20 protein-coding genes are annotated in these 20,596 nt (G+C 64.0%); 7 read left to right on the top strand and 13 right to left on the bottom strand.

Going from position 1 to position 20,596, the window contains the following annotated elements; translation table 11 throughout:
* Positions 1-2: 2 nt before the first annotated feature.
* Entirely contained in the window at positions 3-2,375 is a 2,373-nt protein-coding gene (locus D3D01_RS00675) for a cation-translocating P-type ATPase (protein ID WP_121510909.1), read from the top strand.
* Positions 2,376-2,449: 74 nt separating this feature from the next.
* Positions 2,450-3,169, top strand: a complete 720-nt coding sequence (locus D3D01_RS00670) for a metal-dependent hydrolase (protein WP_101349681.1) — start codon at positions 2,450-2,452, stop codon at positions 3,167-3,169.
* On the opposite strand, the gene D3D01_RS00665 is transcribed toward D3D01_RS00670, so the two are convergent.
* Positions 3,166-4,518: a hybrid sensor histidine kinase/response regulator gene (locus tag D3D01_RS00665; protein ID WP_121510908.1), complete on the bottom strand. Its 1,353-nt coding sequence runs from the start codon at positions 4,516-4,518 to the stop codon at positions 3,166-3,168. The genes D3D01_RS00670 and D3D01_RS00665 overlap by 4 nt on opposite strands.
* Before the next feature lie 321 nt (positions 4,519-4,839).
* Here D3D01_RS00665 and D3D01_RS00660 point away from each other — a divergent pair, with 321 nt between their 5' ends.
* On the top strand, positions 4,840-5,082 hold the full coding sequence (locus D3D01_RS00660) for a hypothetical protein (protein WP_053968454.1): 243 nt from the start codon (positions 4,840-4,842) through the stop codon (positions 5,080-5,082).
* Between the two features lie 69 nt (positions 5,083-5,151).
* Here D3D01_RS00660 and ilvD read toward each other — a convergent pair whose 3' ends face one another.
* Complete coding sequence (gene ilvD / locus D3D01_RS00655) at positions 5,152-6,879, bottom strand: dihydroxy-acid dehydratase (RefSeq protein ID WP_121510907.1); 1,728 nt, start codon at positions 6,877-6,879, stop codon at positions 5,152-5,154.
* A gap of 120 nt (positions 6,880-6,999) precedes the next feature.
* Between ilvD and D3D01_RS00650 the strand changes: the two genes are divergently transcribed.
* Both D3D01_RS00650 and D3D01_RS00645 read left to right on the top strand, forming a co-directional pair.
* Positions 7,000-7,965: a beta-ribofuranosylaminobenzene 5'-phosphate synthase family protein gene (locus D3D01_RS00650; protein ID WP_121510906.1), complete on the top strand. Its 966-nt coding sequence runs from the start codon at positions 7,000-7,002 to the stop codon at positions 7,963-7,965.
* Positions 7,966-8,070: 105 nt separating this feature from the next.
* A complete protein-coding gene (locus tag D3D01_RS00645; protein WP_121510905.1) occupies positions 8,071-9,174 on the top strand; it encodes an NADH:flavin oxidoreductase/NADH oxidase in 1,104 nt (367 codons plus the stop codon).
* Positions 9,175-9,179: 5 nt separating this feature from the next.
* Here D3D01_RS00645 and D3D01_RS00640 read toward each other — a convergent pair whose 3' ends face one another.
* The 3 genes from D3D01_RS00640 to D3D01_RS00630 form a co-directional block, all read right to left on the bottom strand.
* Complete coding sequence (locus tag D3D01_RS00640) at positions 9,180-10,181, bottom strand: DUF368 domain-containing protein (RefSeq protein ID WP_121510904.1); 1,002 nt, start codon at positions 10,179-10,181, stop codon at positions 9,180-9,182.
* Between the two features lie 104 nt (positions 10,182-10,285).
* Positions 10,286-10,537, bottom strand: coding sequence for a hypothetical protein (locus tag D3D01_RS00635; RefSeq protein ID WP_053968449.1), 252 nt, complete (start codon positions 10,535-10,537; stop codon positions 10,286-10,288).
* Between the two features lie 91 nt (positions 10,538-10,628).
* On the bottom strand, positions 10,629-11,996 hold the full coding sequence (locus D3D01_RS00630; RefSeq protein ID WP_121510903.1) for a phosphoribosylamine--glycine ligase: 1,368 nt from the start codon (positions 11,994-11,996) through the stop codon (positions 10,629-10,631).
* Positions 11,997-12,114: 118 nt separating this feature from the next.
* On the opposite strand from D3D01_RS00630, the gene D3D01_RS00625 reads away from it, so the two are divergent.
* Entirely contained in the window at positions 12,115-12,387 is a 273-nt protein-coding gene (locus D3D01_RS00625; protein ID WP_101349688.1) for a hypothetical protein, read from the top strand.
* A gap of 78 nt (positions 12,388-12,465) precedes the next feature.
* On the opposite strand, the gene D3D01_RS00620 is transcribed toward D3D01_RS00625, so the two are convergent.
* Positions 12,466-13,293, bottom strand: a complete 828-nt coding sequence (locus D3D01_RS00620; protein ID WP_121510902.1) for a hypothetical protein — start codon at positions 13,291-13,293, stop codon at positions 12,466-12,468.
* A 296-nt stretch (positions 13,294-13,589) separates the two neighbouring features.
* Here D3D01_RS00620 and D3D01_RS00615 point away from each other — a divergent pair, with 296 nt between their 5' ends.
* A complete protein-coding gene (locus D3D01_RS00615; RefSeq protein ID WP_121511307.1) occupies positions 13,590-14,363 on the top strand; it encodes a winged helix-turn-helix domain-containing protein in 774 nt (257 codons plus the stop codon).
* Here D3D01_RS00615 and D3D01_RS00610 read toward each other — a convergent pair.
* From D3D01_RS00610 to crtD, 7 genes are all read right to left on the bottom strand, one after another.
* Positions 14,360-14,683, bottom strand: coding sequence for a transcription factor S (locus D3D01_RS00610; RefSeq protein WP_101349690.1), 324 nt, complete (start codon positions 14,681-14,683; stop codon positions 14,360-14,362). The two genes, D3D01_RS00615 and D3D01_RS00610, sit on opposite strands and share 4 nt — an antisense overlap.
* A gap of 32 nt (positions 14,684-14,715) precedes the next feature.
* Positions 14,716-15,351, bottom strand: coding sequence for a hypothetical protein (locus D3D01_RS00605; protein WP_121510901.1), 636 nt, complete (start codon positions 15,349-15,351; stop codon positions 14,716-14,718).
* Positions 15,344-16,216, bottom strand: coding sequence for a hypothetical protein (locus tag D3D01_RS00600; protein ID WP_121510900.1), 873 nt, complete (start codon positions 16,214-16,216; stop codon positions 15,344-15,346). Before D3D01_RS00600 ends, D3D01_RS00605 begins: the two co-directional genes overlap by 8 nt.
* A 133-nt stretch (positions 16,217-16,349) precedes the next feature.
* Positions 16,350-17,186: an HTR-like protein gene (locus tag D3D01_RS00595; protein WP_121510899.1), complete on the bottom strand. Its 837-nt coding sequence runs from the start codon at positions 17,184-17,186 to the stop codon at positions 16,350-16,352.
* Positions 17,187-17,261: 75 nt separating this feature from the next.
* Positions 17,262-18,143 carry a bisanhydrobacterioruberin hydratase gene (gene cruF, locus D3D01_RS00590; protein WP_121510898.1) on the bottom strand — a complete coding sequence of 294 codons (882 nt, stop codon included), beginning with the start codon at positions 18,141-18,143 and terminating at the stop codon, positions 17,262-17,264.
* The gene (locus D3D01_RS00585) at positions 18,136-19,020 is read right to left on the bottom strand and encodes a prenyltransferase (protein WP_101349695.1); all 885 of its coding nucleotides are present in this window, start codon (positions 19,018-19,020) and stop codon (positions 18,136-18,138) included. Before D3D01_RS00585 ends, cruF begins: the two co-directional genes overlap by 8 nt.
* 3 nt (positions 19,021-19,023) lie before the next feature.
* Entirely contained in the window at positions 19,024-20,511 is a 1,488-nt protein-coding gene (gene crtD, locus D3D01_RS00580; RefSeq protein ID WP_121510897.1) for a carotenoid 3,4-desaturase, read from the bottom strand.
* Between the last annotated feature and the right edge of the window lie 85 nt (positions 20,512-20,596).

Genomic DNA, 20,596 nt, shown 5'->3' with positions numbered 1-20,596 from the left:
TAATGACGGAGTCCGACAGCTGTTCGGATGGTGGTGCGTGTGTCGGCGCGGGTGACGACGGCCCTCCGACAGTGACAGACGGAGAACGGACGCCGCAGGTCGCACAGCTGTCCGTCCCGGAGATGGACTGTGCCTCCTGTGCCGGGAAGGTCGAGAATGCGCTCGGGGCGGTTGACGGTATCAGAGCCGTCGAGACGCGCCCGACCACAGGAACGGCCGTCGTCACGTACGACCGGACGGCAGTGACAGAGCGGGACCTCGTGACGGCCATCGAGAGCGCCGGCTACGAGGTCACGGAGACGGCTGGGGAAGACGAGACGGCGACGGGAGGGCCCGACGAGAGTGAGTCGCTCTGGACCAGCCCGCGGGCGCTGAAGACCTGGGTCAGCGGCGTGTTCGTCGCCTTCGGCCTCCTCTTCGAGTTCCTGCTTCGCGGCGCGAACGCGCAGGTCGGGGCCGTGCTTGGGTTGCCGCTGCACGTCGCCGATATCCTTTTTATCGTCGCCGTGGCGACCGGCGGCCAGGAAATCCTGCGTGGCGGCTACTACTCTCTGAGAAACCGGAACCTCGACATCGACCTGCTGATGTCTATCGCTATTCTGGGCGCGCTTACTGCCAGCTTGGCTTTCGGCAAGGCGCTGTACTTTGAAGCCGCGACGCTCGCGTTCCTGTTCAGCGTCGCGGAACTGCTGGAACGCTACTCAATGGACCGCGCGCGGAGCTCGCTGGAAGAGCTGATGGACCTCTCGCCCGACGAGGCGACGGTTCTGCAAGACGGCGAGGAGACGACAGTCCCCGTCGACGAGGTACAGGTCGGCGATGTCGTCGTCATCAGGCCCGGCGAAAAGATTCCGATGGACGGCGAGGTCGTCGACGGGACCAGCGCAGTCAATCAGGCTCCGATCACCGGCGAGAGCGTCCCGGTCGACAAGACCGACAGTGACGAGGTGTACGCCGGGACCATCAACGAGGAGGGGTATCTGGAAGTGCAGGTCACAGCGGCGGCCAGCGACAACACCCTCTCGCGCATCGTCAAGATGGTTGAGGACGCCCAGTCAAACAAGACCGAGCGCGAGCAGTTCGTCGAGCGCTTCTCGGCGTACTACACGCCGGTCGTCGTCGCCTTCGCCGTCCTCGTGACGCTGGCGTCCCCTACCGTATTCGGCGTAGCGTGGTCGACCGCCGTCGTGCACGGGCTGACGCTGCTGGTGCTGGCCTGTCCCTGCGCGTTCGTCATCTCGACGCCTGTCTCAGTCGTCTCCGGCATCACCAGCGCCGCGAAGAACGGCGTTCTTATCAAGGGCGGGAACCACCTCGAAGCGATGGGCGCGGTCGACGTGGTCGCTTTCGACAAGACGGGCACGCTCACGAAAGGCGAACTGACCGTCACCGACGTGATTCCGCTCAACGAGAACACCGAAGAGGATGTCCTGCAGTGCGCCCGCGGCCTCGAACAGCGGAGCGAACACCCCATTGGCGAGGCCATCGTCGCAGAGGCGGGAACGACCGGCGTCGAGAGCGCCGACGTCGATGACTTCGAGAGCATCACTGGGAAAGGCGTCCGTGCAGACCTCGACGGGACGCCCCACTACGCCGGGAAACCGGGCCTGTTCGAGGAGCTCGGCTTCGACCTCTCGCATGTCCACGCGACCACCGATGGCGGTGTTGTCACCAAAACGACCCAGCAGCTCTGTGAGCGCAACAACTGTCTGGACCTGCTGGAAGATGCCGTGCCTGAACTTCAGGCCGAAGGCAAGACGGTCGTCATCGTCGGGACAGAAGACGAGATCGAGGGTATCATCGCCGTCGCCGACGAGGTGCGCCCGGAGGCAAGAGCCGCCATCGCCCGGCTCCGCGACCTCGGCGTCGAGCGGACGGTGATGCTCACCGGCGACAACGAGCGAACGGCAGGGGCTATCGCCCGGGAAGTCGGCGTCGACGAATACCAGGCCGAACTCTTGCCTGACGAGAAAGTCGCCGCTATCGAGGACCTCGTCGAGGAGCACGACGGCGTGGCGATGGTCGGCGACGGCATCAACGACGCGCCGGCGCTGGCGAGCGCGACTGTGGGAGTCGCCATGGGAGCAGCCGGCACGGACACGGCGCTTGAAACGGCTGATATCGCCCTCATGAGCGACGACCTCTCGAAACTCCCGTACCTGTACGAACTGGCGAACGACGCCAATGGCGTCATCCGGCAGAACATCTGGGCCAGCCTGGCGGTCAAGGCTGGCCTCGCCGTCGCTGTTCCGTTCGGTCTCGTTCCCATCTGGGCGGCCGTGCTCGCGGGCGACGCCGGGATGACGACGGCCGTGACCGGGAACGCGATGCGGCTCTCACGGGTCCGGCCGGAAAGCGGTGTCGACGAGCCGTAAGTTCGTTCGGCTCTGCCGTTTGGCGCCCACTCACTGTAATATTAAGTAGACGCCGCGAGTAGCGTGCATCCGGTATGGAACTCACATGGTACGGCCATTCGACGTGGCACGTGACAGTCGACGACACCGAGTTGCTCATCGATCCGTTCTTCGATAACCCCAAGACGGATACGGACCCCGAGGAACTGGACCCCGATTACGTGCTGTTGACCCACGGCCACGCGGACCACATTGGCGACGTGGACCGCTACGAGGGCAGTGGGCTCGTGGCGACGCCGGAAGTCGTCGAGTACTGCGAGGACAACTTCGGCGACTTCGACGCCGTCGGCGGCATGGGGATGAACCTCGGCGGCACCGTCGAAATCGGCGACGCCTTCGTCACGATGCACCGGGCCGACCACACCAACGGCATGGACACCAGCTACGGCACCAGCGGCGGGATGCCGGGCGGGTTCATCATTTCCGATACGAAGCCGACACAGGTCAGCGACGCGGAGTCGACGACGTTCTACCACGCCGGCGACACCGGTCTCATGACGGAGATGCGCGACGTCATCGGGCCGTTCCTCGAACCGGACGCCGCAGCGGTGCCGGTCGGCGACCACTTCACCATGGGACCGATGCAGGCCGCCGTCGCCGTCGACTGGCTGGACGTCGACCACGCGTTCCCGATGCACTACGACACGTTCCCGCCCATCGAAATCGACACACAGGACTTCGTCAACGAGGTGGCGGGCACCGGCAGTGACGCCGAGGTCCACGTCCTCGACGGCGACGAGACTTTCGAACTCTAGTCCGGTCGTTCCACGTCGGTCACAGTAAACCGCGCGCCGCCCGCCTCGCTGTCATCGACGGACAGCGACCAGCCGTGTTCTTTTGCGATCCGGTTGGCGATGTAGAGTCCGAACCCACTGTTTTGCTTCTCTGATGCGTATCCCGCCTCGAACACCCGCTCCGGCGGCGAGACGTCGACGCCGGGCCCATCGTCCGCGACGAAGAACCCCGAAGACGTGGCACCGACCCGAATCGCCACGTCCGGCCCGCCGTGTTCGACGGCGTTCGAGAGCAGGATTTCGAGAAACAGGCGCATTGATTCCGGGTCCGCCAACACCCGCCTGTCTGATGTTACTTCGAGCGACGCGGCTTCGAGCGACAGCGAACTCCATACGTCCCAGGCGACCGTCGAGAGCCACTGTTGCTCGGGTTCGAACTCCGGCGAGTCGCTCGACGCCAGCGAGACGACTTTATCGACGATACTGGAGAGTCGGTCGATGGACTCCTCCACAGCGCCAATGTGCTCGTCGTCGGCCTCAATCTGCGAGAGGTGGCCAGTCGACACCTGGAGTTCGTTTCGGAGTTCGTGTGCGGCCAGCAGCGCCACCTTCCGGAGACGTTCGTTCTGCTGTCTGAGAAGACGTTCGCGTTCCTTCTGGTCGGTGATGTCCTGTGTGATCCCGATAAGGCCGGCCAGCTCGTCAGTTTCGTCGTACCATGGGACCTTCGATGTCCGGAGGTGCTTTCCCATCGACGGCGAGAACTCGTGGATGTCGAGGATGTCGGTCTCGTCGTTGATGACCTGTAAGTCGTCACCGCGCGCCGCATCCAGATACGTCGCCCCCGCGGGGAGCCCATCTTCGTCCCGCCGGCCGAGCAGTTCCGGGGGCGCGTACGAGGAATCGTTGAGCAGCAAATACTGCCTGTCAGTGTCTTTTACGTACAGGTGTTCGGAGTTCCGTTCGAACATCGTGGCGAGAATCGTCTCCGGCCGGGAAGCCGGCCGTGCGGCCATTGTCTCACTGTTTTCGAGCGCCTCACCGACTGCGGCTGCCAGTTCCGGCGACCCAAGGTCGTCGTCGGCGATCGCCTGAATGTGCTCTCCACGGTCTGCCTCAGAGCCGTACATGATTACTGGGAGGGTCGGGTAGAGACCGGTAGCCGCCTCCGCCAGATGTCCGCCAGCCATACCCTCACACGTCACCGGAACGACGAGGCAGTCAACCGCAGTACGTAGCAGTGTCGTATCGACGCATTCGGGCTCGGTCGTCTCAACCGTGGCGTCGATTGCTGCCTGTTCAAGTGCCGCCTGTAACCGCTTCCCGGCAGCAGTCTCGGCGGTGATGAGGAGGACGGTCGGCGGGGACATCAACACGCCCACGGTTTGTACTGGGATTGTAAATAGGTTTAGTAGTCATGATGAAAATAAAATATGACGTAGTAGCGGGATGCGCTCCCACGACTTATATCGGACACTGCCGTCCGCAGCGACCGGCCGCCGTCTGAATCGTCCCGGCAACTGCGCTCAGTGGCCGCTATACGGGAATAACACATCACGGGGGCTATTTCCCGCCCAGAGAACTGTACGGTAGTCGACGAGTGCCGTCGATAGAAACAGTCCATAGCCGTTCATGACGCCCAGGTGAAATGTTTCACAACACCCGAGTATCCGGACGGCGTATAGTCAGGTGTGTCCGAAACGTACGTGTGTGCCCGATGCCAGGCCGGCGTCGAGCGGGACTTCGAGGTTCGGTCGATAATCAAGACCTGCGATGACTGTGGCGAGAACGGACGGTTCCTCCACAGGTCGCTGGTCGAGTCGCTCGCTGAGATTGCCGCGGAGAATCGGCCAGACGGCTGGGAGCAGATGACGCTTGACGAGCGGTTCGAAGCGGCACTGAAAGAAGGGCTTATCACGGTCACGCGGACGTGAATCTTCGGGGCGGGTCCAGCGGGGCCGTCGCGGGCGGTTCGTTCCGCGCGCCGAAGCTGTGATCCGGTCTCAGTCCCACTTCGCGCCGGGGTTTGTCACCGCACCGTTGGCGGCGGAGCCGAAATCGCTGTGGTACTTCGCCAGCACGCCGCTGTCGTACGTCGGCTCGGGGTCGTAGTCTTCGAGGCGCTGTTGCATCTCCTCGTCAGTGAGATCGACCGACAGTTCGTGGTTGTCGATGTCGATAGTGACGGTGTCGCCGTCCTCTAGGGCGGCGATTGGGCCGCCGACGAACGCTTCGGGCGCGACGTGGCCGATGGAGAAGCCGCGGGTCGCGCCGGAGAAGCGGCCGTCGGTAAACAGCGCCACGTCCTCGGCGTGGCCTTGCCCGGCGACGGCCGAGGTGACGCCGAGCATCTCGCGCATGCCGGGCCCGCCCTGGGGACCCTCGTTGCGGATGCAGATGACGTCGCCCGACTCGACGTGCCCCTCTTGCACGTACTCCATGGCTCCTTCTTCCTGCTCGAAGACGCGGACCGGCCCCTCGTGGTGGAGGTGGTCCTCGCCGGTGATTTTGATGACTGCGCCGTCGGGCGCGAGGTTGCCCGAGAGGATGCGGATAGCCCCGCGCTTGTGGATCGGGTCTTCGACCGGGTACAGGTAATCCGCGTCGAGGTCCTCGATGGCCGGCGGGTCGATACGGTCGAGTTCCTCTGCGATGGTGTTGCCAGTGACAGTGAGTTCGTCGCCGTGGAGCAGGCCGGCGTCGTTCAGCGCTTTCAGGACGACCGGGACGCCGCCGACCTCGTGGAGGTCGTTCATGACCTTCTCGCCGCCGGGCTGGAGGTCGGCAATCTTGGGCGTCCGGGCGCTGATGTCGTTGAACGTCTCGATGTCGAGGTCGATGCCGGCCTCCGCCGCGAGCGCGAGCAGGTGGAGGACGGCGTTGGTCGAGCCCCCGACCGCGACCTGCAGGGCGATGGCGTTCTCGAAGGACTCGCGGGTGAGGAAATCCGAGGGGCGGCGGCGTTCTTGGACCACCTCGACGGCGAGTTCGCCGGCCCGGCGGGCCTCCTCGTAACGGGACTCGTGTTCGGCCGGCGGGGAGGCCGACCCAAGCGGCGCGAAGCCGAGCGCCTCGGAGATGGAGGCCATCGTGTTGGCGGTGAACATCCCGCCACAGGAGCCCGCGCCGGGGCAGGCGTGGCGTTCCATCTCGTCCAGTTCGCCCTCGGTCATCTCGCCGTCGGCGACCGCGCCGACGCCCTCGAAGACGTTCTGGATGGTGACCTCGCGGCCGTCGTGCTCGCCGGGCATGATGGAGCCGCCGTAGAGGAAGACGCTCGGCAGGTCCGTTCGGATAGCGGCCATCATCATCCCGGGCATGTTCTTGTCGCAGCCGCCGATGGTGACGATGCCGTCCATCCGCTCACCGAAAGTGACGAGTTCGACCGAGTCGGCGATGATTTCGCGGGAGATGAGTGACGCCTTCATCCCCTCGGTCCCCATCGAGATGGCGTCCGAGATGGTAATCGTGCCGAACTCAATGGGCATCCCCTCCGTGTCGTCGATACCGTCGTAGGCAGCATCGGCCACGTCGTCCAGATGGACGTTACACGGGGTGATGTCGGCGGCCGGGTTCGCGATGCCGATCATCGGCGAAGAGAGGTCCTCGTCGTCGTAGCCCATCGCGCGGAACATCGCGCGGTGGGGGGCTTTCTCGTATCCCTCCGTCACCTCGGTACTCCGCAGGTCCGGGTCTTTTTCCGGACGTTCTTGCTGCTCCTGATTGCTCATATTTCACCGAGGCCATGGGCAACCTTAAATAACTTGTACTCGCGGTACCGTCTCACACGGAGCACGGCGAAACCGACCGGTGACAGTACCTTCTTTTCCGTCGGGGACTTCCACCGCCGTATGCCGACGGTCACGACCGCCGCGCGACTCCACTTCGGCTTTCAGAACCTCTCGCTCGCCCACGAGCGCCTCTACGGCGGCGTCGGGCTCGCGCTCGACAAGCCGCGGCTGACCGTCGAGGCGTCCCGGGCCGAGACGGTCCGGTGCGACGACGCGGCGACTGAGCCGTACGTTCGGCGCGTCGTCGACGCGCTCGACGTACCCGGCGCGTCCGTCTCCGTCGACGAGCGGTTCCCGCGACACGTTGGCCTCGGGAGCGGCACCCAGCTCTCGCTGGCGACGCTCATCGCCGTCGTCCGGGCGTACGACCGGACTGCCGACGCACGGACCTACGCGCCGCAACTGGGCCGGGGCGGCCGGAGCGGCGTCGGCGTGGCCGCGTTCGAGTCGGGCGGGTTCGTCGTCGACGGCGGCCACCCGACGGAGCGGTTCACTGCCGAACCGCCAGCCGAAGGTGACTGGGACGTGCCGCCGGTGCTGGCCCGTCATGACGTCCCCGCACACTGGCGGTTTGTCATCGTCGTCCCGGACACCGACCCCGGACAGAGCGGGAGCGCAGAAGACCAGAGCATGCGGCAAGCCGTCGAGCGCGCCGACCCCGGCATCGCTGACGAGATTTCGACGTTACTGACCCGCCGGGTCCTCCCCGCGATTGCGACCAGAGACCACAGCGACTTCGGGCAGGCCGCGGCGCGGCTGGGCCGGCTCAACGGCGCGTGGTACGCCGACGAGCAGGGTGGCGTCTACCGCCCACCCGCTGGCGAACTCGTCGACTCGCTGTCGAGCGCTCCAATTATTTCCGGGGCCGGCCAGAGCTCGTGGGGCCCGACCGTCTGGGGGCTGACGACGGCGGCCCACCAGTCCGAGGCCAGGGAGGCTGGCGTCCTAGCTCTCGACGAGGCCGGCGTCGAGGGCACAGTCACCGTGGTCGCCCCCCGGAACACCGGTGCCTCGCTGACCGAGTAGGGCGCTGGCGGCGAGACGCCCAGGTGACGACGGAAACCGCCGGAACTAACGACGACTCTTGCAGCCGCCAGTGCGGTTATCCGTCTCGACGGCAAACTCCCATCGATGACTGCACTGTTCTCACCGCTGGAACTCCGTGAGACGACAGTCACGAATCGCGTCATGGTGTCTCCGATGTGCCAGTACTCCTGCGAGGCTCGTGACGGCCTCGCCACCAACTGGCACCGCACGCACCTCGGTTCGCGTGCCGTTGGCGGCGCAGGCCTGGTCATGACCGAGGCGACTGCTGTCGAAGCCCGTGGCCGTATCTCTCCGGAGGATCTGGGTATCTGGAGCGACGAGCACGCGGCAGCGCTGGAACCGATTACGGAGTTCATCACCGAACAGGGAAGCGTGCCGGGCATCCAGTTAGCCCATGCTGGGCGGAAAGCCTCCATCGAACGACCGTGGGATGGCCACGACCCGCTCCAGCCCGACGACGGCGGCTGGGAAGTCGTCGGCCCGAGTGACGACCCCTGGCCATACGAAGACGGCGAGGCACCGCCGACAACGGCGCTCGATCAGGGCGGCATCGAGGCTGTCATCGGCTCGTTCCGCACCGCCGCTGAGCGCGCGCTCGACGCCGGATTCGAAGTCGCAGAGGTCCACGCCGCCCACGGCTACCTCTTGCATCAGTTCCTTTCACCGGTGACGAACCACCGCGAAGACGACTACGGCGGCGACTTCGAGGGCCGCACGCGGCTGGTCCGCGAAATCACGACCGCCGTCCGCGAGGTCTGGCCCGACGACAAGCCGGTGTTCGTCCGTATCTCTGCGACGGACTGGCTCCCCGACCGCGACTCGTGGACCGTCGAGGATTCCGTGCGACTGTCGGACCGGCTCGCCGACATCGGCGTGGACCTCATCGACGTAAGCGGCGGCGGCATCCACCCCGAGTCCCGCCCCGACTACGCCGGGCCGAACTACCAGCTCCGGTACGCCGAGCGGATCCGAGAGGAAACGGAGTCGGACATCGCCGTCGGCGCTGTCGGCGGCATCACGACGCCCGAACAGGCCGAAGCCGTCGTCGCCAACGACCGGGCAGACATGGCCATCGTCGGCCGCGAACACCTCCGGGACCCGTACTTTACGATGAATGCCGCGAGGGAACTCGACGCGACCGACGAGATCGAGGGACCGCCGCAGTACCGTCGCGCCTGGGGCTTCTGAACCGCTTAGACCTTGTCGAGGTCGAGGTCGACGGCGTACCAGTCGAGGGCGAGCAGGAAGGCCGCGCCGACGGCACCAGCGGCGACGAACGCGATGAGAACGTCGGTCGAAAAACCGACCTTCTCCTGTACTTCCACGACAGGGGCACGCAGTGCACCGACGACGAGCGCGACGAGGAAAGCCAGTGTCGCTCGGCGGTTGTAATCAAGCGCCCGTCGGACGACGCGGGCGATGGTGAACAACCCGACAAGTCCGCCGAGGATGAACGTCACGACCGGCACGGCGGTCGTGGTCACGTCCTCGACCGTGCCGCCGGTGGCGAGCGCGATGAGCGCGTCGACGAACTCGCTGAGCGCCGTCGACATCCGGGTGTACTGCCCGAGGATGATGAGCAACAGCGACCCCGAGATGCCGGGTAGAATCATCGCGCTGACGCCTATCATGCCGGCGACGAAGACCAGCATGAGACCGCCCCCGTCCGCGGCCGATGTCGACACGCCGGAGACGTAGAACGCGAGGACGAAGCCGACGACGCCGGCCCCTATCTGGAACGGCGACTCGACGGTGAGGCTGCGCAGCAAGACGACCGCCGAGGCGGCGATGAGTCCGAAGAAGAACCCAAAGAGTAGCGCTGGCGTCTCCTGGCTGGCGACGTGGACGATTCGCGTCACGATGACGACGGCAGTCCCGACGCCGGTGACCAGCGCGACGAGGAACCAGACGTCGAGTTCGAGCAGTTCCGCGAACGCGCCGCGGGGGTCAATCCCGCCGTCCAGCGGCGTGAGCGCGCGGAGAAATCGGAGTATTCGGCCCGGCGTGACGGCGGTAATCGCAGCGATGAGCCGCTCGTAGACGCCGGCGATGAGCGCTATCGTCCCCCCGGAGACGCCGGGGACGCCGTCCGCACTGCCCATACAGAGGCCGATGAGAAACGTTCGAATCCACGCACGAAGCGGTGGCACCGAGCCCCGAATCGTCGGCGGGTCCCGGTCGGGAGGGGTGGTCATCACTGAACGGTTCCAGCAACACGCTCAAATCCCTTGTGGAGTCGTATCGTGTTGCTGGACTGTCACAAAGGCGGGGTATGGCTAAAAAGTAGCCCGCGACAGCGCTAACTTCGCTGCGAGAGCGTGAGCACGCCGTTTCTGAGTGTCTGGACTGCCCCGGCAGCCGGTAGATCGATGTCGAACTCCGTCTGGAGGTGCGGGGCGTCGACGGCAACGATGGCTTCTGTTCCAATGACGTCGACTGTGACGTGGTCGTCGCTAACCTGAAGCGAGTCGAGGTCGACGGCGACCGTCCAGCCGTCGTCGTGGTCGGTGTGCGAGACGTGTAGCGGCGACCGTTCAGTTTGTGCATCCATTCGTCAATCATGGGTACGTGTTACACACATAAAGGTCCGCGTTCGGCGCGTGCCAAAGCTCGGTCACACGGGAACGCTATCCTGCACGTCGCTAGACGGCAGGGCCGAGATAGCCCCACGCCTGCAGGCGGTCCCCGTCGCCGTCGATCCAGCGCTCGCCGATGTCGTCGCGGTAGTAACAGTTCGGGATGAGGATATCGTCGATTCGCTCGTAGGCCTGCTCCCGTGCCGCCTGCATCGTTTCGCCTTTCCCCGTGACGACTAGCGGCATCCCGCTTTCACCAGCCACACGCCACTGCCCGTCAACAGCCGCTTCCGGCTCGCTTCTCTCGCCAGCCGAGCGTTCCGCACCCTCAACGGGTACACGCTTCGCGTCCTCGATGTGGATGCCATCGCGGCTGTCGGATTCGAAGACGACTGCGGCGTTGCGGGAGTTCTCGTCGTACGTCTCTTGGTCGTCGAACGGGAACGGCGGGAGGACGACTCGAACCGCGATCTGATACCCCCGGTGGACCTCCAGCCCGGGGTCGCGCCCGTTCGCCAGATCGAGGAAGAACTGCCCTGTTCCCGACTCAAACGACTCCTCCTGCAGCGTGACTGTGGGGTACCCGAACCGCGGTGTAAATTCCAGCGGATAGATACCGTCCTCGTTGACGATGCAGTTGATGTCGATGCTGCCGACGTACTCCTCGCCGGCGAGCCAGCCCTCCAGTTTGCCGAGCGTCTCGGTGAACAGTTCGTTGCGCCCCGCCCAGAGCATCGAGGTCCCCATCTCGCCGGTCGAAGGACCGATGTTGTCCGGGAACAGTTTCTTGTGCTCGAAGTTGAAGTTGATCGGCTCGACGAACGACTCGCCGTTGAAGAAGCCACAGACGGCGATTTCGACGCCCTCGACCTTCCGCTGGAGCTGGAACCCCTTCATGCGGTGGCTCCACGCCTTCTTATACGCCCGGAGCACGTCGACGACATCGCTGCCGTCGTCCTCGTTGCCGACGTAGAGGAGTCGCTTGACGTTCTGGACCTCGCCCAGCGGCTTGATTACATAGGGTGCGGAGTCCTTCTGGACGTGCCGGGTGCCGGCGTCGAAGTCCTCGAAGACGTGATGTTCGATAGTGTTGACACCGTGTTCCTCGAGGACCGCCATCGCGTAGCCGCGGTCCTCTTCGAGCCGGTCCGTGTCCGGAGTGCCTCCAACGACGGCGTGGCCCTCGGCTCGGAGTTCCCGCGCGAGTTCGCCGGTGCCGACATCGCTGCCGACCCAGATGTCGTCGAATATAATGACGTCGGCCCACTCAACTTCGGTGCGCCAGTCGTCGGTCTTCGGCACGAACCCGTCGGCGATTTTCCTGTCGCTGTCGGCCTCGATGTAGTACTTCACGTCGTGGCCCTCTCGAGCGACCTGCCAGGCGATGTCGCCGACAAGTGCCGCATCTAGCGAACAGAAGAGGAAGTTTGCCATGCCCGGTCTGGGAGCGGGGACTGGGTAAGCGTTGCGCGGCCTCCGGCCGCTGTTTATTTATAAGAATTCTGCTCGCGTAAGCCGAACCGTTTTAGTCCCCATCTGTAAACTTCCACGTATGACACGCGACGAACTCGCATCCGCAAGCGAACTGCTCGAATCGGCGTCCGAAGACACTAGCAGCGACGAAGCGAGCGAGCGCCTCGCCGAACTCGCCGACCAGCTCGACACCCTCGCGACCGCCGAACGCGGCCCGGACCACGGTCGGCTCGCCCGCATCCAGTCGGCGCTCAACGACCTGAGTAGCGGTGACGCGGGAGACGTAGCCGGTGTCATCGAAGACGCCGACGACGCGATCAACGAGTACCGGTCCGACCTGGAAGGGGTCTGAGGCGGCGCTCCTGTGCCAGCGTCTGACTGTTTGCTGTCGTCTCGATGCGCACAGGCGGCTCTCGAATGCGATGGATTTCTATGATTCGGTCGTAGCTTCCTCATCGACCGGTTTGATTCGGTGTGTCGCGTCGTTGTGGTCTTCCGAGGCTCGCAGGTGATACGTGACTTCGCGCGGCTCCGTCTCGTCGACGTAGGGACTCTTGCCATCGCGTGTAATGCTCTCTGTTTCACCCGGCGCCAGCTCACCGTCAAACCGTCCGACGGGCGTGTAAGCGACGCGTGGACCGGTTCGGTTGAGTGCGAGGACGTACCGACCTGCGGTGTCGCCCGTGTTCGTGACTGTTATCTCAAGCGTCGGCACGGCTGGCTCAGTGACGCGCCCCGGTCCGTCGAGAGTGACATCGAATGACGGCAGCGGCGCTTTGAGCCTGTTCTGGACAGTCTCTGGCGGTGTCCACTCCCCGCCGGGCCAGGAGAGTCGGGCGTCGCTGGCTGTGCCGGTTTCAGGGAGATCAAAGACCAGTGGTCCACCGGCCTCGGTGAACTGTTGGCCCCACTCACCGTCGCGATACAGCCCGTTCCTGAAGGTCTGTGGGCTGTACGTCGACCCGTTGAATCTGAGCGAGAACGCGGCGCGGTCTACTCCGGAGCCTTCGACAGTCACTGTGAGCACGAGGTACTGCCCATCGGCTGACTGGACATTGATAGAGTCAGTTCCCGGGACCACGACGCCGGGCATCACTACTGAGTCCGTAATCGTCACCGCGGGCAGCGGCCCGGTGTCAGTTTCGCTGATGGCCGGCGACGGGACCGGCGTCACTGTTTCGGTGTCAGCAGTCTCACCCTGACATCCTGCACCGGTGAGAGCCAGTCCACAGAGTGCCAGAACACGACGACAGTACATGGCTTTGCGTTGCCCTGAATAAATGCCTTCAGAAGGCTCAGGTTCTGTTTTGACCAACGGTGCCCTGTCCGGCCCATAGATCGGTCCCCCCGCTCTGCATAGTTTGTATCATTAGCATTCAGGCGCTGGCTGCGTAAATAACATATTAATTAATGTTTGTGTCTAACCAAAAGCTTTTGACAATTCCATTGGTTTCAGTCAAACGTATATCAGGTCGGGGGATTGGGTGGCGGTACCATCCCTATGTGGTGATATCAATGAGCAAATCAACGAACGGCCGAACGGCCCCCAAATCGATGCGTCACAAACAAATACTCGACGTAGCGGCCGAGAACCCTGAGGCGTCCATCGCAGAGCTTGCGTCCGAAGTGCCGAGCGCGACAGCGGAACTGGTCGAGCGGGTCCTCGAAGAACACGGCGACCCAGCCGAGGCCGACGAGACCGACGAGTCTCCGAGTGAATCGTCCGCGGAGACGCAGTCGCATCCGGCCCCGGAGGACCTCTCCTCGACAGAACGAGAGACGCTCCGGGCGATTCGGCAACACCCCACCGCGTCCCAGCGAGACCTCGCAGAGAAGCTCGATGTGACTGCCTCGACTGTGAGCAATCGTGTCAACGGTATCGACGGGTTCGACTGGGCGAACCGCGAAACGTTCGCAAACGCTGTGTTTAGCGACGAACAGACCGATTCAATGTCCTCTGACGAGACTGAAGCACTGGCATCCGAGAGCGAACCCCCGGAGTCACCGGACGCCCCCGACACCGGGGACGAACAAGTGTCAGAGACCGATACCGAGCCCGACGACGGCGACCGCTCGGCAGCGGTGGTCGAGACAGCGGCCGGCGAGGTGAATACCACGCTGACTACGTTCCAGTCGACTGTCGAGGACCTCTCCGCACAGCTGGCCGAGCTTGAAGGGCAGGTCGAAACCATCGCGGACGGTGGCGGCTCGCTGCAATCCAATCCGTTTCAGGATCCCGAGCTCGTCCACAAAGTCGTCCACGCGTGTATGAACTCCGAGCAGATATCCGAGGAGGAAGAGCTCCAGATTCTGGAGTCGCTGCTCTAGTTGTACTCACGCCACCGGTGGCCACACTCCTGGCACTTGAAAAACCGTGTCGGCGGTTCGTCGGCTGACCCGGTCTGTTTGATCGTGTACCACGCTTTTCCGTGCCCGCATTCCTCACAGGTCACGTCGTCGGCCGTCGGCTTGCCCTCGAAGTTCGAGCCCTCTTCGGTCTCTATCAGTTCGTCGCCGCTCTGTTCGTCCGTGGTGACGAACTCGGCCGCCCGGTCCTCGTCTTTCGCGACCCGCGCGCCACAGGACTGACAGACCATCTCGTCACCGTCGGCGTGCATCATCGAACCACAGTCGTCGCAGAACTGCATACACGCCCGTCCGACACCGAGGCAAAAAGCCGTTACTGCTCGTCCTCGATTTCGTGTTGCTCGGCGACGACCGGACAGTTCAGGAGCCGGACCGTCTCCATGTCGAGGAACTCCACGATTTCAGTCCCCTCGTTCGTGCAGTGTGCGTTCGGCGGTTCGGAGAAGTGTTCACACTGCTCGCAGTAGCGATGTTTCGACACCTCCGCGTAACGGCTCTCTGGCGCGGTCTCGCTATCGTCGTCGTCAGCGATTTCTGCCCACACCTTGTCGGCGTCGATGTGGTCGACATCGACCCGCTCGAATGCGCTGTCACCGCTGCCGAAGGGGTCTTCGCCGCGGTCGTCCATCCCCGAGAACGGGTCTTTCGGGCTAGGTGCCGACTCTGAAACAGGGCTGTCCGATTCAGCCGCCGAATCCGAACGGAACTCCGCCGTGTCGACAGCCGAGAGCAGGTCGTCAGCATCGGTTGCAGCGGGTTCACCGTTGGACCCGCTGTCGGCCGGTACGTCGCTCGATTCGCTGCCCGGCCAACCGTCGTCGGACGGCTGGCGTGTGTCTGTCGAGGTGTCCGCGTCGTCAGGTCCCGACCCGAGTCGCTCGAACGGGTCGCCCTCGCGGTCGTCACCGGAGTCGAGCGCTTCGAAGGGGTCTGGCTCGTCGTCACTCATTGTTCTCGCCCGGTTCAAGCTGTGCTGCGGCCACCAGCCGCGCCTTCGAGCGGATGATACCGCCCTCAGGCCGCACGTCCGACACCGTCGTGTTGCAGTGCGGACACTGGGGTTCGGTCAGGAGCCCGATCTCGACCTGCTCGTCACAGTTCGAACACCGTGCCGCTGAGATGTTCTCCTGTGCCGCGGCGCGTTTCAGGCGGTCGACCGCTTTTTGATTCTGGTCTCGGCCACCCTGGTCGTCGCGAAGGTCGCTGACGACCCAGGCGACGCGGGTGAGCTTGTCTTCGACATCATCGAGACGGTCGTCGATGTCGGCGATGCGCTCGTCCTGCGTTTCGAGCGAGTCAGTCACGTCACTTCGAAGCGCGGCGAGTTCCGTCTCTATCTGTTCAATCTCCTGTGTGAGTGCATCGATGCGGTCGAACTCCTCGTGGCTGTGGTCGGCAGGCGCTTTGGCGTCGGCCTCCCGTTTGACCTGTACGACGCGCTCGCGGACGTCTTCGATCTTCGTCTGGAAGTCTGCTTCCAGCGCCTCGAACCGATCAGCAAGCTGGCGTTCTACCGTGTCGACGATGTCCGGGACACGAGCGTTGACGGCGCTCTCGGTCGCCGCTTCGACTGAGCCGTTCAGCTTCTCGTCCACGGTCGCGGCGACGACGGCATCCAGTTCGTCCGACGACGGCTGGATGTGATCGCCCATTTCGCGGTCCGAATCGACCGTCGTCATGTATGCGGCCAGCAGTTGCTTCATGACAGCATCGCGAGACACGTCGAGTGTCTCGGCCTGCTCAGTCAGCCACTCGTCTAGATCTGCAGATAGCTCGACGTACACTCCCCCGTCATCAGTCGACTCGGAGGACATTACGACACCCTTGACGAACAAGACTGATAAGGGTTTACCGCCGATTTCAGATACCGAGAGTTGAAGCGATTCCGAAGCGCCGTTCTCGTTGCTCCCTGCCGACAGCTACTGCCGGCTGTCCCGCCGACTATCGCTATCGAATCTTGCGGACGTCGCTGATATCGAAGCCGGCATCGCCCAGTTCCGTCTCGAACTGAACGATGTCCTCGTCCTCGATCTGTGAGAGGACGCCACGGAACTGTTGAACGACGAGGGTTCGAGCCCGGGTGGAGCCGCCGGACTCCCACGCGAACTCCATCGTCCCGTGGGATGCGTCGACGAGTTGCCCGTATCGAACCGCCGACAGCGTCTCGGGATTGATATGCAAGAGGAGCAGGCAGCCCCACTGATGAGCCGCCTTCTGAAGCCCCTGGACGAGTGAGCTGATGTCCGACCACTCGATGTCCTCACCCATGGCGCTGACGAGGTCCGACAGCGAGTCGATGATGACGAGGTTGTTCGCCGCCACCTCGTTCAGAACCATCCCGAGTGTGCCGAGCAGATCCTCTCGCTCGTGGCGCGCCCGGAGGTCGGTAATCGACGCGGTTTCGTCTGCGTACCAGTCCCGAGGGACGGGGCTGATATGGAAATACCGCTCCGAGAGGTCGTGGAACTCGACCGCTTTGCTCCCTTTTTCGACTACGTTGTCGTCCATCGCCAGCCGCATCTCGCTGACCAGCTGTGTCTCGCTTGCGGTAAAGGAGATGTAATGGACTTCCTCCGGCGCGACGGCGTCGGCCGAGCGGTCGCCGTAGTAGAGGTCGTGCAGTTCCGTGTCTACCTGCTCGAGCCCGTTGATGAGCGCGCTCGTGTGCATGAACTCCCGGGAGCCAGCCCCGGCCTCGCCGGAGAGCAGGACGACGCTCCCCGCGGGCGCTCCACCGTTGATGATGGAATCGAGCTGGCGGATTCCAAACGGGATTCGATCCATACGTCCACCTTCCTACGCGGTTGCTTAAACGCTTGGCCTGTCTCGACGGTCGTGACGGGTGGGCGAGCGATGATGTCACCGCCAGACGGCCCGGCCGAGTCGCGTTTCCGAGAGGTCGAAGTCAAAGCGGTCCGTCCAGAGAAGGCCCGCTCCCAGCAGCGCGGCGATACCGACCGGCACCCAGTTCGCGTAAAAGAGGTTGATACCGCCCCACAGCAGGACAAAGCTCACCAGGTCATCGAGCATGAACGGACACGCTTCGAGCCGCTGTCGGAGCCCCGCACGGTCGAACCCGAGGTCGAACAGCAGGACGGCAACCGAGCCCGACAGGAGCCAGCCGGCGTAGTTCTGCCACGGAACGCCGTAGAACTGGGGCACCTCGTAGGTCCAGAACCCGATGGCAACGGCACCCGGATCGAGTACGAGATCGATAAGCATGACCGTCGAAAGCGTCGCCAGCAGCCGAACCGCGGTTGACGCCGCTCTGTTGCCGAGCAACAGCAAGACGAGCAGGTAAGCGTTCAGGACCAGCGGGAAGAAGAAGACCGGGAGGCCGAACGGTACCTCACCGAGCAACATTGGACCGAGGTCGACACCGTAGGTAAATTCGCCGTAGGGCCACCCGGTCCTGACACCGACAAGTTCGATGCCGTAGGAATACAGCGTCAGCGCGACCAGCGCCAGCCCGGCCCGGCGGTCCACGAGCGGGAAGACGCCGGCCACGAGGGGTAATCGCATCACGAACGTGCCAAAGAGGACGAAGTAGGGGTTGAACGCGAGCGGGTCGGGCAGGAGTCCCTCAGCGCTGGCAAGCAGGGTGACCGCGCCGACGAGCGGAAAGACGACGGCGATGGTAAACCGGTTCTCGGTGACGAACTGGTCGAACTGCGCGGTCGCGTCGGTCTTTGTCTCCGGGAGCGTCCAGCCCGGTCGCGTCCGGTCTTTGCCGCTACCCATACAGCATCACCCACAGCGCGATGAGCGTGAACACCATGCCGACGATGGTGTTGATCGCGGGGTACCACCAGTAGGCCTCGTCGATGTCGACGCCGACGCCGAGAATCCCGAAGACGAGGCCGGGGTAGACGAGCAGTAGCAGGCCGAAGACCCAGTGCGTGAAGTTGAACGCGAACGACGCCATGAGCCAGCACATCACGCAGTAGTAGTAGGTGTTTGACTCGCCTAGGAACGTCGCCGTCGTCTGAATACCGGCCTCGCGGTCGGGTTCGATATCGGGAATCGCCGAGAAGGTGTGCATCCCCATCGCCCAGAGCCACGCGCCAACCACCGCCGTCGCTGGTGGGGCGACGCCTTCGATAGCGGTGTAGCCGATGACGCCGGGCAGGATGTACAGGCCGTTCGAGATGGAGTCGAGGAAGGGCGTCGTTTTGAACCGCAGCGGCGGGGCCGAGTACTCGACAGAGAGCGCAATCCAAGCGAGCAGGGCTACGACCCCGAGCGTCGGCAGCCCGAGCATAAACAGCAACGCGAGCGCGCCGCTGACAACGACGATGGCCGTGACAGCGCTGTCCCCGCGGTAGCTGACCTCGCGGCCCTCGTCTTTCTTGGGATTGTGTTCGTCGATGTCGGCGTCGAAGATGTCGTTGACGCCGTACAGGAACACGTTCCCGGGGATGGTGAAGTACAGAAACAGCGCGATAGCCAGCGGCGAGAACAGTTCGCCCGGGCCGTCGGCCGCATAACTGACGCCGACGATGACCGGGCCACCGAGGTACAGCCAGAACCGCGGCCGGGAGAGGCGCAACAGGTAGCCCACGAGCGTCTCTTCCGGCGGGATAACGGCGGTAATGCGGTCGGTCGGAAGTTCGGGCATTACTCAGGCGATATCCTCGATGAGCGCCTCTGCAGTGTGTTCGCCGCTGATGAGACACATCGGCACGCCGATGCCGGGCGTCGTGAACGACCCCGTGAAGTAGAGGCCGTCGACGGCCGACGAGCGGTTGTTGGGCCGCAGCAGGGCCGTCTGGCGGAGCGTGTGGGCCAGACCGAGGGCCGTTCCCTCCGTGGCGTTGTACCGCTCGCCGAAGTCGGAGACGGCGAACTGCTTCTCGTAGACGATGCGGTCGCGCAGGTCGACGCCGGTGTTGTCGGCGATGTCGGCCAGCACCTTCTCGCGGTACTCCTCACGTATCTCGTCGCCGTCGTGCAGTCCCGGCGCAATCGGGACCAGCACGAACAGGTTCGAGTGCCCGTCTGGGGCGACGGTGTCATCGGTCTTCGAGGGCACACAGAGGTAGTAGGCCGGGTCGTCGGGCCAGGCCGGTTCCTCGAAGATGTCGTCGAAGTGAGGGTCCCAGTCCGTCGGCAGAACGAGTGTGTGGTGTTCCAGCGGCTCCACGTCACCCTCGACGCCCATGTACATGAGGAAGGCAGACGGCGCGTACGTCTTGTCGTCCCAGTAATCGTCGTCGTACTGGCGTTCGTGGTCCGGGAGGAGTTCACGCTCGGCGTGGGCGTAATCGGCGTTGACGACCACTTCGTCGGGGTGGGTCGTCTCGCCATGAACCGTCTCGACGAGGAATCCCTCCTTCCGTCGGGAAATCTCCGCGACCTCGGCGTCGGTCTCGTAGGTGACGCCGAGTTCTTCGCCGAGTTCGACCAGACCGTCGACGACTGCACCGACGCCGCCGTCGGGGTAGTACACGCCGAGGTTGAAATCGACGTGGCTCATCATGTTGTACAGCGCTGGCGTCGTTCGAGGTGAGCCGCCGAGGAAGACAAGCGTGTACTGCATTATCTGCTGGAGCTTCGGGTGCTCGAAGTAGTCCTCGACGTGGCTCTGCATCGAGCCGACGAGCTGGAGGCCGACCGGGGCGGCGGTCATCACGTCGAGGTCGACCCAGTCACGGAGCTTCGAGCGGTCCTTGTAGACGAACTTGTTCATCGCCGTCTCGTAGTGGCGTTCGCTGGTCGACAGATATTCTTCGAACGCCTCGCCCGCGCCAGGTTCGTACGCCTCGAACTTCTCGCGCATCTCGTCGTTGTTACCGGTCACGTCGATCTGGTCGCCGTCCTTGAAGAAGATACGGTAGTGCGGGTCGAGCCGCTGGAGGTCGTAGTAGTCGCGGGGCTCCTTGCCGAAGTACGCAAAGAAGCGCTCGAACACGTCGGGCATCAGATACCACGACGGCCCCATGTCGAACCGGAATCCATCCACCTCCAGCCGGGAGGCGCGGCCCCCGAGTTGCTCGTTTTTCTCCAGTAGCGAGACGTCCGCGCCTGCGTCCGCCAGGTAGCACGCGGCGGAGAGCCCACCGATGCCGCCACCGACAACGGTCACGTCTTCACCGGACAAGTCACTCATTACTAGAACTGAGGGGCTGGAACGTCAATAAATGAGCGGCCAAACTGCATCGGTATGGTATTCGTGGCCATATGTCGGGCCGCCG

Origin of the sequence: Haloarcula sp. Atlit-7R, assembly GCF_003666065.1 — an archaeon.
GTDB classification, from domain to species: Archaea; Halobacteriota; Halobacteria; order Halobacteriales; family Haloarculaceae; genus Haloarcula; species Haloarcula taiwanensis.
The sequence above is the reverse complement of the archived record's forward strand: the minus strand, read 5'-3'. Positions and strand labels throughout refer to the sequence as shown.